Source organism: Ferdinandcohnia jepli, assembly GCF_047246645.1.
GTDB lineage: Bacteria > Bacillota > Bacilli > Bacillales > Bacillaceae_L > Ferdinandcohnia.
In genome coordinates, this window is sequence record NZ_JBFOKR010000024.1 from 52,146 (window position 1) to 65,186 (window position 13,041).

The 13,041-nt window shown below is 36.1% G+C and carries 14 protein-coding genes; 7 read left to right on the plus strand and 7 right to left on the minus strand.

The annotated features are described in order from the left end of the window. Positions 1-70: 70 nt before the first annotated feature. The 3 genes from fabI to mgtE all read right to left on the minus strand — a co-directional run bounded on the left by fabI (position 71) and on the right by mgtE (position 4,217). Positions 71-841, minus strand: coding sequence for an enoyl-ACP reductase FabI (gene fabI / locus AB3M96_RS21020; protein ID WP_412969571.1), 771 nt, complete (start codon positions 839-841; stop codon positions 71-73). A 113-nt stretch (positions 842-954) separates the two neighbouring features. Then, a complete protein-coding gene (locus AB3M96_RS21025; protein ID WP_412969572.1) occupies positions 955-2,808 on the minus strand; it encodes a monovalent cation:proton antiporter family protein in 1,854 nt (617 codons plus the stop codon). Between the two features lie 32 nt (positions 2,809-2,840). Continuing rightward, positions 2,841-4,217: a magnesium transporter gene (mgtE, locus tag AB3M96_RS21030; RefSeq protein WP_412969573.1), complete on the minus strand. Its 1,377-nt coding sequence runs from the start codon at positions 4,215-4,217 to the stop codon at positions 2,841-2,843. A 391-nt stretch (positions 4,218-4,608) separates the two neighbouring features. Between mgtE and AB3M96_RS21035 the strand changes: the two genes are divergently transcribed. Together AB3M96_RS21035 and prpE are read left to right on the plus strand one after the other, a co-directional pair. Continuing rightward, positions 4,609-5,790, plus strand: coding sequence for an FtsW/RodA/SpoVE family cell cycle protein (locus AB3M96_RS21035; protein WP_412969574.1), 1,182 nt, complete (start codon positions 4,609-4,611; stop codon positions 5,788-5,790). An 87-nt stretch (positions 5,791-5,877) separates the two neighbouring features. Beyond that, positions 5,878-6,618, plus strand: a complete 741-nt coding sequence (gene prpE, locus AB3M96_RS21040) for a bis(5'-nucleosyl)-tetraphosphatase PrpE (RefSeq protein ID WP_412969575.1) — start codon at positions 5,878-5,880, stop codon at positions 6,616-6,618. A 124-nt stretch (positions 6,619-6,742) separates the two neighbouring features. Here prpE and AB3M96_RS21045 read toward each other — a convergent pair whose 3' ends face one another. The 4 genes from AB3M96_RS21045 to AB3M96_RS21060 are packed head-to-tail and all read right to left on the minus strand — an operon-like array spanning position 6,743 to position 9,552. Beyond that, positions 6,743-7,648: an RluA family pseudouridine synthase gene (locus tag AB3M96_RS21045; RefSeq protein WP_412969576.1), complete on the minus strand. Its 906-nt coding sequence runs from the start codon at positions 7,646-7,648 to the stop codon at positions 6,743-6,745. A 43-nt stretch (positions 7,649-7,691) separates the two neighbouring features. Next, the gene (locus AB3M96_RS21050) at positions 7,692-8,486 is read right to left on the minus strand and encodes an NAD kinase (protein WP_412969577.1); all 795 of its coding nucleotides are present in this window, start codon (positions 8,484-8,486) and stop codon (positions 7,692-7,694) included. Positions 8,487-8,512: 26 nt separating this feature from the next. Next, positions 8,513-9,148 carry a GTP diphosphokinase gene (gene yjbM, locus AB3M96_RS21055; RefSeq protein ID WP_412969578.1) on the minus strand — a complete coding sequence of 212 codons (636 nt, stop codon included), beginning with the start codon at positions 9,146-9,148 and terminating at the stop codon, positions 8,513-8,515. A 32-nt stretch (positions 9,149-9,180) separates the two neighbouring features. Next, positions 9,181-9,552 (minus strand): UPF0738 family protein, encoded by a 372-nt coding sequence (locus AB3M96_RS21060; protein ID WP_412969579.1) that lies wholly within the window; start codon positions 9,550-9,552, stop codon positions 9,181-9,183. A 212-nt stretch (positions 9,553-9,764) separates the two neighbouring features. On the opposite strand from AB3M96_RS21060, the gene AB3M96_RS21065 reads away from it, so the two are divergent. The 5 genes from AB3M96_RS21065 to AB3M96_RS21085 all read left to right on the plus strand — a co-directional run bounded on the left by AB3M96_RS21065 (position 9,765) and on the right by AB3M96_RS21085 (position 12,856). Beyond that, entirely contained in the window at positions 9,765-10,376 is a 612-nt protein-coding gene (locus AB3M96_RS21065; protein WP_412969580.1) for a CYTH domain-containing protein, read from the plus strand. Next, positions 10,360-10,980 carry a lytic transglycosylase domain-containing protein gene (locus tag AB3M96_RS21070; RefSeq protein ID WP_412969581.1) on the plus strand — a complete coding sequence of 207 codons (621 nt, stop codon included), beginning with the start codon at positions 10,360-10,362 and terminating at the stop codon, positions 10,978-10,980. Before AB3M96_RS21065 ends, AB3M96_RS21070 begins: the two co-directional genes overlap by 17 nt. A gap of 142 nt (positions 10,981-11,122) precedes the next feature. After that, on the plus strand, positions 11,123-11,527 hold the full coding sequence (locus tag AB3M96_RS21075; protein ID WP_412969582.1) for a globin domain-containing protein: 405 nt from the start codon (positions 11,123-11,125) through the stop codon (positions 11,525-11,527). Then, positions 11,524-12,396: a ClpXP adapter SpxH family protein gene (locus tag AB3M96_RS21080; protein ID WP_412969583.1), complete on the plus strand. Its 873-nt coding sequence runs from the start codon at positions 11,524-11,526 to the stop codon at positions 12,394-12,396. The genes AB3M96_RS21075 and AB3M96_RS21080 overlap by 4 nt, the downstream gene beginning before the upstream one ends. Before the next feature lie 280 nt (positions 12,397-12,676). After that, a complete protein-coding gene (locus tag AB3M96_RS21085; protein ID WP_412969584.1) occupies positions 12,677-12,856 on the plus strand; it encodes a hypothetical protein in 180 nt (59 codons plus the stop codon). Positions 12,857-13,041: the final 185 nt, after the last annotated feature.

Here is a 13,041-nt window from a genome sequence, read left to right on the forward strand (position 1 = left end):
CTTAACACTACCAATGTGGTGACAAAAAACTCGCAATGAATTATACATTCATTGCGAGTTGCATTTATTATTAACCCATTACATGATAACCAGAATCTACGTATAGGTTTACCCCTGTAATACCACGAGATAAATCACTGAATAAGAATGCAGCTGTATCTCCTACTTCTTCAGGAGTAGTTGTTCTACGTAATGGTGCTTTTTCTTCAATTGTTTTTAAGATGGTGTTAAAATCACTTACTCCTTTTGCAGAAAGGGTACGGATTGGGCCAGCTGATATTGCATTTACGCGAATTCCGTATTTCCCTAAATCACTTGCCAAGTATTTAACACTAGCGTCTAATGATGCTTTTGCAACACCCATTACATTATAGTTAGGAAGTACACGCTCTCCACCAAGATAGGTCAATGTCACAATACTCCCGCCCTCAGACATTAAATCTTTACTTGCTTTTGCCACAGCTGTAAGGGAATAAGAACTGATATTGTGTGCAAGTAGGAACCCTTCTCTAGTAGTATTCATATAATCGCCTTCTAATTCTTCCTTGTTCGCAAATGCGATACAATGGGCAATTCCATGAATTACACCAACTTGCTCCTTAATCATTGCAAAGCATTTTGCAATCTCATCATCATTTGTTACGTCACATGGTAGGACAAGTGAATTACCTCCAAGTGATTCTGCTAGTTCACGAACATTTTTTTCTAAACGCTCACCTGCATAAGTGAATATTAGGTTAGCACCAGAATCATGTAAAGAACGAGCAATTCCCCAAGCGATGCTTCGTTTATTTGCAACACCCATTACTACATATGTGCGATCTTTTAAGGATAAAGTCATCTATAAATCCTCCTATTAATACAAGTTATTAGTACCTAGTCATAAGACGAGTATATCATATGTTTTCCAAAAAGAAAACCGTGATATATAATCACGGTTTTAGTCAGATTTTCTTAGAATTCCATATCTACCTTTAATTCATCAACATATTCTCTTGAACCAGTCACAATCAAACGATCCCCAAGCTTAAGTTCAGTATCACCATGTGGAACAATTGAATCTTTCCCTCTAAAGATACGAACAAAAATAACATCTCCGGTGAACGGGAAATTACGAAGCATTGTTCCATCGTACTTACTATTGTTCATATTAATTTGGTAAAGTGCTTGTTCCTGGTTTGTTAAGATTGTCATAACACTTGGTGCTTCAATTAACGCGCGTAATAATGTATTCGTAGACATTAATAATGAGAATATATCAATATTAATTGCCTTTAGCTCTTCCGCCAGATCTCCTGTTTCAATTCTGGCAATTACACGATCTACTCCATAGAGTTTGGCAAACTTAGCAATTTCAGCATTTTTATCATCAGATCCTGTTGTAATAACCAAAATATCAACCTCAAAAACATTCGCTGCCTTTAGTGTCTGTAGCGAGTAGTCCTCAAGTTCAACAATTTCAAAAATTGAATCTGACGTATTTTTATCAATTTTATCATCTTGCTTTGTGTGATAAATGGTTGATTCATATAGTTTTGAATTTAAATCCCGTGTTACAGGTAACGTCATCTGATTTGCACCAATGAATGATACTTTGATAACAGGTTCCTCGACCTCTTGCTTTGGAAATAACTTTTTAAAGCCTATTGGTGAAACGATACTTGCAATAACTGCTACTAAAATAAGTGCACCAGACATTCTATCATCAATTACACCCATTTTCTCTCCAACTGTAGCCGCAGCGATTACAAGAGATAAAGTAGAAGTTAACAATGCACCTGCAGCAAGTGTCGTCTTCCAATCATACCAGCGTTTAATATAGATAATTGGTACAACTTTAGAAATTACTAAAGCAATGAACAACAAAGGAATTAGTAACAGAATTTTAGGATCTTGGAAAAGAGCCCATAAATCCAGCTCGACCCCTATCATTACAAAAAAGATTGGGATTAAAAAACCATAACCAAACGAATCAAGCTTTTGGACCATTTCATGGTTCGGCGATAATAGTGAAACTAATACACCCGCTAAAAATGCTCCAAGAATATTTTCTGCTCCAATTGTCTCTGATAAAGCTACTAATATCATTATTAAAGCAAATATAGCCCTTGTTCCAATTTGTACAGTACCCTTTGACATAGTTTCTAAGAAGGAACGATTTTGAAATCTTTTCCCTACAAAATAGAGCAAAACGCCCGCTCCGAATAAGATAAGAAGGAGCCACATATTTCCTTCTCCGCCACCATAAATGGAGGCAAAGACAGCCAGCAATATCATTGTAACTAAATCAGCCACAACAGCTACTAGTAAGATAATTTGACCTATATTGGTCTTCATTATTTGTTCATCCTTGAGAGTTGGAACAACTACCCCCAGGGATATAGTCGAAATTATTAGCGTCATTAAGAATGGATTCTCTGTAAACCCTGTCCATACAAATATATATGATAATAGCAAGGATAAAATAAATATTCCTGTAAATACAACAACTGACACTAAAAATGTATTAGGTGCCGCTTTACCACTCGGTAATTTTTCGCGTTTTTTACCACCCGCAAAAGCCGTAAAATCAATTTCAACGCCACTTAAAAACATTAAAAAGATAAATCCCAGTGTTGATAATGTTTCGAGCCACATATCTGGTTCAACAACGTCAAACCCACTTTTCCCAATAATAATACCCATAATTATTTCAGCCACTACAACTGGGATAATGCGGAGCTTGAACCTATGTAGTAAGAGTGGTGTTAAAAAAGCCACCACCATTACGATTACTAAAGATGTTAATGATACACCACCATGTTCCATCGTTTACCCCCTTCACGTTCGCAACTTTATAACTAATGACCTAAGTAACTCATAAATAAAGTTGCCAATCCAAAATAAATTAAAATACTAATGATGTCATTAATTGTTGTAATGAATGGACCTGACGCAACAGCTGGATCAATTTTAAATCGATGCATGAGTAATGGAACTAATGCTCCTGCCAGTGTCGCGACTATAAGCGTAATAAATATAGAAAAACCAACAAGTAGTCCAAGGAAAAAGTCACCTTTCCAGAAGTAGACGATTAGCATGATAATTGCTCCACAGATAGCACCCGTAATTACTCCTGTTCCCGCTTCACGAGCAATTAGCATTAACTTGTTTTCCTCTTCATCTTCTCCAATTGCAATTCGTCTAACCGCCACCGCTAATGCTTGAGTTCCAGTATTTCCAGCCATACCTGCAATTAAAGGAATGAACACCGCAAGGATTGCCACCTGATCTAATGTATCTTCAAATCGCCCGATTAAACTAGCTGTCATCATTCCAAGGAAAGAAAGAATAATTAACCACGGTAATCGTTTTTTAGCAGATGAAAGTATATTCTTATCTCCAGAGTCAACGTCTGTAATACCCGCAAGCTTTGAGTAATCATCCGACGCTTCTTCTTCCATTACATCAATAATGTCATCGACGGTGATAATTCCTAGTAAATGATTTTGAAAATCAACTACCGGAACTGCCAAGAAGTTATAATCTCTCATTTTCCGGGCTACTTCTTCCTGGTCCTCACTTACTGAAACTGCTACCACCCTGTCATTCATGACTTCATGAACCATTGTATCATCGTCTGTGACGAGTAAATCACGAATCGATATTACTCCCACTAGATGTTTTTCCTCATCAACAACGTATACATAATAAATCGTTTCTGCACGAGGTGCTTCTTTCTTTAATATTGCCATCGCAGACCTTAGAGTTTGATTTGAATGAATCGCAACATATTCCGTCGTCATGATACTACCAGCTGTATATTCTTCATAATGCAGGAGCTGTTTGATTTCTCCTGCAGCATCATCGTCCATTATGGTTAAATAACTGGCCACTTGTTCTTTATCTAACTCATTCAATACGTCTACCGCATCATCCGCGTACATTTGTGCCAGCATATCTGCAACGAATGTAGGATTCATTTCTGATAGCAATTCTTCATATTCATTCTCATCTATCTCTAGATTTTCAAAGACCTCAGCCATTTCAGCAGGTGATAAGTAATGATATACATGCATTCTAGCATCCTTCGGCAATTTCGCGTAGAATTTTGCTCGTTCGTATGGATGTATATCTAAAAATAAAGTACGGAATTGGTCAATGTCTTGGTTTTCCAGAGCTTGAAGTAGCTGTTCAACTTCAAGTTGCTGTTGCTCTTTTTCTGTTGTTTCTTGCATCACTTTTTCTCCCCCCCAACAGCCTAACAGAATTTTTTTATACTTTAAACTGTTTACTTTATAGGATTATCAAGCATTAAGAATAAAATCACTTTTCTTATAATTTGCAAACACTCAAAAATAAGCTAAGATAGAAATGATTATCAGAAAAGCACAAGCTCCTTGAATATAAACATTCAAAAAAAGCCAAGTCTTCATGTGCATTTGAAATCTAATGATGTATTTCTATAGATTTTTGAGTAAAACGGATTTATTTAACATCATTATTATCAGGTAAAGTATGTTATACTTTTCTATTAGATTAAATAAAAATTACAGCTGCGGAATAACTACTTATTCCCTTCTTCCTATGATATAAAACTTGCTTTATATTAGAAAGGATTTATTTTATATGGACAAAGAAAATTCATTACAACAAAAACTTGACTATACATTATTGTTTATCTTATTTCTGATGGCCATTGTTAGTGCCGTTGCGATACAAAGTGCTCAGCCCTTTTTACCTGAAAAGCTGCAAAGTATTAATTTCATGGCTCAACAAATTCAATGGTATGTCATCGGCAGTGTTGCAATTGCTATAACAATGGTTATTGACTTTGATAGGTTTAAAATGTTTTCATGGTATCTTTATGGTTTAGGTTTAATTTTATTGTTTGGACTTTTTGTAGAGAAATACATTGTAGACATTCCTTTTGCAACTAAAATTAAGGGAGCAACAAGCTGGTACAACTTACCTGGATTTAGCTTCCAACCTTCAGAATTAATGAAAATTATTTTTATTATTGTTTTAAGTAAAATTATTGCTGACCATCGTGAAAAATACCCAATTAATATGGTAAGGGATGATCTGCTTTTAATCGGTAAGATTTTATTAGCCTCGGCTCCGCCCATCTTTCTACTTGTTAAGCAGCCAGATATGGGGATGACTATGGTATTTATGTCTATAATGGCAACCCTTATTCTTGTTGCAGGTGTGAAGTGGAGAATTATATTCACTGTAGTATTTACAGGATTATTCGTTGTTTCCTTAGGGGTATTTTTATATTTTTATTTCCCCGACTTTTTCTTTAAGTATGTAATAAAAGATCCATATCAAATGGACCGTTTTTACGGTTGGCTGGCACCATATGAACATTCTGGTAATCAGGGACACCAACTAATCCGTTCATTATTAGCAGTAGGATCTGGTCAATTAAATGGTAAAGGATATCAAAGTTCCGAGGTTACCATTCCTGAAGGTCATACTGACTTTATATTTGCGGTAATCGCTGAACAATTTGGTTTTGTTGGTACAAGTATTATTATTTCCTTATTCTTCTTATTAATTTATCGAATGATTCACATTGCACTTGAAAGTCACGATCCATTTGGAAGTTACCTTTGTGCAGGTGTAATTGGGATGATCACATTCCAAGTATTCCAAAACGTTGGTATGACAGTTGGTATTCTACCGATTACAGGGCTTCCATTACCTTTCATAAGCTATGGAGGAAGTTCTCTGGCGACCTATATGATTGCAATTGGAATTGTTCTAAATGTTCGATCAAGAACTAAGAAGTTTATGTTTGATTAATAAATTAGTTAATGCATACTAAAATGGCGTCTACTTTCTTATAATATGGAAAGTGACGTCATTTTTTTATAGAAAGGTGCTCGAAGAATGAAACTAGATATAGTTGGTGACATCCATGGTTGCTTTGAAGAGTTTAAACTGTTAACAGAACAGCTTGGGTACATTTGGGACACAGGCTTACCTATACATAAAGAAGGACGGAAATTAGCGTTTGTTGGTGATCTTACTGATCGAGGACCACATTCGTTAAAAGTTGTAGACATCGTGTATAAACTAGTTGTACAGGAAAAAATGTCTTATTACGTACCAGGCAATCATTGTAATAAGCTTTACCGTTTTTTAATTGGCAACAAAGTACAGGCAACTCACGGCCTGGAAACTACAGTCGCTGAATACGAAGCACTTGATTCAAAAAACAAACAAAAACTTCGAAATCAATTTACTAACCTCTATGAGTCAGCTCCCCTCTATCACGTGCTTGATAATGGGAAATTAGTAATTGCGCATGCTGGGATACGAGAAGACTATATAGGGCGGAGTGATAAAAAAGTAAAAACATTCGTGTTGTACGGAGATATAACTGGTAAAAACAATCCAGATGGAACACCTGAGAGGCGAGATTGGGCAAAGTATTACAAAGGCTCAGCTTGGGTTGTATACGGACATACACCTGTACGAGAGCCGCGGACAATAAACAATACAATCAATATTGACACGGGTGCTGTCTTTGGGGGAAAGCTAACAGCACTACGATATCCAGAAATTGAGACTGTTTCAATACCTTCCTCTATGCCGTACGTTGAAGAAAAATTTCGATCATTTGATTAGTTTAATTCTGATTTTGCTTTGGAGTAAGAACTGCAATCCTGTGAAAGAAGAGCGGCAAGAGAAATGATTGACACGCTATACCATGAAGATTAAAAAGGAATGCCTATCAGAAATGATAGGCATTTTACAAGTACAGATTAATTTTGTGCAATAACTCCATCATATCACTCGGTAATCCCGCATAAAACGTTACCTCTTTTTCAAAAATTGGATGCCAGAAGGTTAACATGCGACAATGCAATGCTTGACGATTTATAAAAGATCGGTCACCACCATATAAATCATCACCAGCTATTGGATGACCTAAATAAGAAAGATGTACACGAATTTGATGGGTCCTACCTGTTTCTAGTTGAAGGTAAACATGTGTCCAGTCCTTGTTTGCATGATGAACTTGATAATGTGTTATCGCTTTTTGACCATCTTCCCGAACTTGGCGTTCGATGATACTGTCATCTCTTCTGCCAATTGGAGCATTGATTGTACCTATTTTTTCCTGGAGTAACCCATGGACTATTGCCTCGTACGATCTTTTTAAAGTTCCATCCTTTTGCTGCTGCGATAGTAAATGATGAACATGTCTGTGGTTTGCAACTAACAACAGCCCTGACGTATCCTTATCGAGACGATTTACAAGATGAACAGTAGTTCCCAAACCTGTAGTTTGATAATAATAAAGCAGTGCATTTGCTAAGCTACCACTAGGTTTATCTCTTGAAGGAATTGATTGCTGATTCGACGGCTTGTTCACCACAATAACATACGGGTCTTCGTAGACGATATTGAGATGAATATTCTCTGCCTTCAAATCTTTACTTGGTTCTTCTGGAGGAAAGACTACCTTTAACATGTCACCTTCATTAAGGATATGTCGGACATTTATCGGCTCATTGTTACAAAATATTCCGCCTCCAGCAAACTTAATATCCGTTAATGCTGTTTTTGAAATTGCATTTTCTTTAAGAAATTCTCTAACTAATTTACCTTCGTCATTGTTGGTGATTTCCCATTCAAGTGTAAAAGGAGTCACGATACATTATCCCTTCTTGATCATTTCTAAGTTGTCGTGTTTCTCAATCCGCGATAAAGGAGTCCCTAACCCGCTTCCAAAAAGGAAATGGACGGAATCTTGCAAATCTGATTTTTTCAGATGCTACTCGACACTGAATTGATTTTACATCTTTATGTAATAACGTTAGATGATCAATGGTAATATGAAAATCAACATCATTTACTGGCTTTAATAAGCAAGTATGATGGTTTGGTAAAATCAATGGAGAGCCAATTGTACGAAACACCCTATTATTAATTGATGCCATTTCAGCAACCTGTATGGCTTCGATTGCTGGATGCAAAATTGCTCCACCAAGGGCCTTATTATAAGCTGTACTTCCTGATGGCGTTGAAATACATAATCCATCTCCACGGAATGTTTCAAAGAGTTGACCTTTGATCTCAAGGTCCATAACTAGAGAACCTTCAACACTTTTAACTGTACATTCATTCAAGGCTAAATATCTTGCTTCTCTACCGCCATTAATATAACGAATAATTACTTCCAACAGTGGATATTCAACAACTTGGTATGGAGTTTTAGCAATCGCTATAACCAGTTTTTCGATCTCTTCTGGTACCCAATCGGCATAGAATCCTAAATGACCAGTGTGCACTCCAACAAATGCTGTCTTATCTAAACGGCTACGATAGCGATGAAACGCATAAAGAAGTGTTCCATCTCCTCCAACAGATACGACTATATCTGGTTGGTCCTCATCATATATTAATTGAAAGTCCATTAAATATGTTTTTATTTTTTGCATCAACGTGTTCGACGTTGAATCGCCCTTAGAAGTAACAGCAAATTTCATGATCTAACACCCTATCCTTTACGAATTTATTCAGTGTCCTGTGCATCATTTTTTCTTGAAAAAATCACTTGCGCTTCTTGTATTTCACCACGGATTTGAGACATCTCTTCATCTAGACGAAAAGCTGCTTCAGCTGCACGCTGTAGTCTTTCTTCAATTTCCTTTGGAAACCTACCACTATATTTATAGTTAAGGGAATGTTCAATCGTTGCCCAAAAGTTCATAGCAAGGGTACGGACTTGTATTTCAACAAGTATTTTCTTCTCACCATTAATCGTTTGGACTGGATAGAGAATAACGAGATGATAAGACCGATAACCACTTTCCTTTTTTTGAGTAATATAATTTCGCTCTTCGATTATCTCAAAATCATTTCTCTTCCGAAGAAGTTCAACTACACCCTTAATGTCATCAACAAATTGACACATCATTCTAAGTCCTGCAATATCTTGCATTTCTTCTTCTAGCTTAGTAAGGGGGATCTTTTTCTTATCTGCTTTATCTATAATACTAGGGATTGGTTTTACCCTTCCGGTAACAAATTCGATTGGTGAATGTATCCCTTGAATCTCAAACTGATTTCTCATCCCTTTTAGTTTGATTTTAAGCTCATCAACAGCTTGCTTATATGGAGCTAAAAAGAGATCCCAGTCTTTAATCATAATAGCCCCTCCATCCGTCTTATCACAATAACTTAGAGGAAAATCTCCTCTACTTTATGTACCATATCATCACCATAGTTTGCATTACCTTCTATGTTATGTAATAAATATTTTATCTCAGGTATGATATTTGTTAACTCAATATTAGTATCATCAAGAATTAGATTTACTTGCTGTTCAGTTTCAATTACTTCCTTTAAAAATGGCCATATTTCAGATGGCAAACTTACATATATAAACTCTTGTTCATTTTCCAGCTTATAAATAAAAGCTAAAGAGTCAGAGTCGACTAACATCTCTCCGGTCGCGCGTAAAGTGCCTGTATCTAGGGCTGGATTAATACCTTCCAGCTCTAATCTATTGTCTAACTTACGGAACTTATTAATCTCAATTCTTTTCTGCATTTTAATCTCCTTTCAGGCAAGCAAAGGTCACCTGTAAAAACAAAGTCCACTTTAAAAGAACCACATTCTGTAAATCCAATCTATATTTTAACATATGTACATCCATTCTATAAAGAAATCATGTTGTGTTGTAAATTTTTCAGTTTTACAATGGTCCTTATGAATAATGGTATAATAAACAAAAAATATATATAAAGGAAGATATGAATTTTATGGTACAAGAATTAGAAATTGAATTTAAAAATATCCTAACTGAAGCAGAATATCATAACCTTTTATCAGCATTTTCTATATCTCCTGAACAAGTTAACATGCAGGAAAATTTTTATTTTGATACCCCTTCCTTCGCTTTGAAAGAGATAGGTTGCGCCCTGCGAATTCGCGAAAAAAATGCCGGGTACACCTTAACTCTAAAACAGCCAGTTGAAAAAGGACTTTTGGAGACACATCAAACTCTCTCTAATGAAGAAGCAAAAAGTATGTTAGATGGAGCAAGTTTAATAGAGGGTCAAATTACGGATATAATTAGGGATCTATCAATTGATCCACTAGAAATAACATTCTTTGGTTCTCTTCAAACAAAACGAGCAGAAGTTAAGTACAAACAGGGGCTTCTTGTATTGGATGCAAGTTACTATTTAAATCATCAAGACTTCGAGGTAGAATATGAAGTAACAGATGAAAAAATAGGACATGCTCGGTTTTTAGAACTATTATCTACTCACAGTATTCCTGTTCGGAAAACAGAGAACAAGATACGTAGATTCTACAACCGAAAAAAGCAGATTCTATTGGGAGAGAACTCAAATGAAAATAGATTTTAAAGTAATGATGGAGCTCCAGGCTCTTCGTAACTTTTCTACAACCGATACAAACTCAACAACAGAAGAACCGATTTTTAAAGATTTACTGACACAGCTATTATCAGAGACATCTCAAAGTACTCAAGCTAAATCGAATAGTATTCGTTCACAGGTAAATGCGTTAAACGCTAGTATGCCTTATATGCCTGTCTCCTTTTCGAATCTATCCACTACAGCTAGTCAAACGCCAACAAGGTTTGATGATTTAATTGAGAATGCAGCCCAAAGGTATAATGTTGATTCAAACTTAATAAAATCGGTTATTAAACACGAATCAAACTTTAACCCTGACGCTAAAAGTCATGCAGGAGCTACCGGACTTATGCAACTAATGCCAGCTACTGCTCGGGGACTAGGTGTTACAAACCCTAGCGATCCGGCACAAAACATTGAAGCAGGTACAAAATATTTACGTAACATGCTTGATCGGTACAATGGAGATGTATCACTCGCACTAGCTGCATACAATGCAGGACCTGGCAACGTTGACAAATATGCCGGAATACCGCCTTTTAAAGAAACACAAAACTATGTTAAAAAGGTTTTATCAACTTATATGGGGTAAATTAAAAGAAGTGATTTCACGAAGAATTCACTTCTTTTTTTGTATTCCAAAATTTTCATATGCGTTTTAGTGCGCTTTATTTGAGATATATCTCGTCCACTGATAAACTATTTATACAATTAGATTAAAAGGAGTTATCAACATGTCTGAAAAACTAATACCACCTTACGAAGCAATCGGGGGAGAGGAAACTCTTTCAAAACTTGTTGATGCTTTTTATAGTCGAGTGGGACAGCACCCTGATTTAGCTCCTATTTTTCCGGATGATTTAACTGAAACTGCTCGAAAACAGAAGCAGTTTTTAACCCAATATCTAGGTGGTCCACAGTTATATTCATATGAGCATGGTCACCCAATGCTACGTGCTAGACATCTACCTTTTGAAATAACTCCAACTCGAGCAAATGCATGGCTATCTTGCATGCGAGCAGCAATGGACGAAATCGGGCTTGACGGTCCAATTCGAACTGAGTTTTACAATCGGCTCGTTTTAACAGCTCAGCACATGGTTAACACTCCTGACGAGCAGAAAGGAGTAAGGTTTTGAAAATTAATGACAATCAGAAGAAAACGAATCAGCAAATAAACTGTTCAACCAACAAACGTCCATTAGAGATATATATGTTTATTGATCCATTATGTCCAGATTGCTGGGCACTTGAACCTATAATAAAAAAGCTTACCATTGAATATGGAAGATACTTTACCATCCGTCATGTATTGAGTGGTCGCCTAGCAACTCTTAACAATAAGAAAAAACAAAAACCAAACGATCTTGCACAAGTTTGGGAAAGAACCGCTAGTCGTTCTGGAATGTCCTGTGATGGAAGTTTTTGGCTAGAGAATCCTATCACTGAACCTCATACTGTTTCAATCGCAATAAAGGCGGCAGAAATACAGGGGAAAAAAGCTGGAATTCGATTCTTACGAAAGCTTCAGGAAAATCTTTTCCTTAATAAGAAAGATATCTCCGATGAAAAGGTACTGGTGAGTTGTGCTGAAGAAGTAGGACTTGATGTAAATGAGTTTAAGAATGACCTTAATTCTTCAAGTGCTGCAAAGGCTTTTCAATGCGACCTAGGGATTACATCTGAAATGGAGGTTGAAGAAATTCCTACGTTGGTTTTCTTTAATGAAAACATTGAGGATGAGGGAATCAAAATAACTGGCTGTTACCCATACGATATGTATGTTCATATCATATATGACATGCTAGGTGAGAAAATTGAACCCAGTCCACCACCTACATTAGAAGAGTTTCTAGAATTCTTTAAATTCGTAGCTTCGAAAGAAATAGCAGTTCTATACAACTTATCAATAACAGAAGTCGAGCGTGAAATGAAAAAGCTCCTCCTTAAACAAAAGGTTGAACAAATACCAGTAAAATATGGTACATTTTGGCGATATATTGATTAAAAAAAAGACTTGGTTTTCCGTCCAAGTCTTTTTTTCTCGGCTTGCTTAGCATTCACCGAGGTTTTACTATATATATTCATAAAGGGGATGGGAGAAATTTTCACTATCAAACAAAGGGGTGTTGTTTGTGTGATTACTTCTTGATAGTAATATACCAAGATTGATAACTATTTTCAACTATTTGTACATCTTTTCACAAAGTTGTCAAAATCCTATTCTTAAAAAGCCTGCTTGTACATAAAATGGTAAAAAGAACTCGTTAAAGTAAGGAGGAATAGGAATGAGAAAAATAGGGTTAATCATTGGAATAATTATGATCACCCTTACCTTCGGACTAAATATTCTAGGATTAATGAGATTAATCCCCCTTTATATTACTGCTCCTCTTTTATTTTTGTCATTGCTTGTCACCTTGTTTATTTATAACAATAGAAATCGTTTTAGAGGATTTGGAAGATAATACAAAAAAGGTATCCCTAATAAACTAAGCCTTCCTCTTTTGGAGTACCGCAACAATAAAAACATATAAAAAGGCAATGCAATTCGTGACTGAATTGATGTGACCCCCAAAAGTTAGAGTTTTATATTAAGCAGCTAATTGGCTAGTATGGACCCGGTATTGAACTGGGCTCATGCCTGCCAATT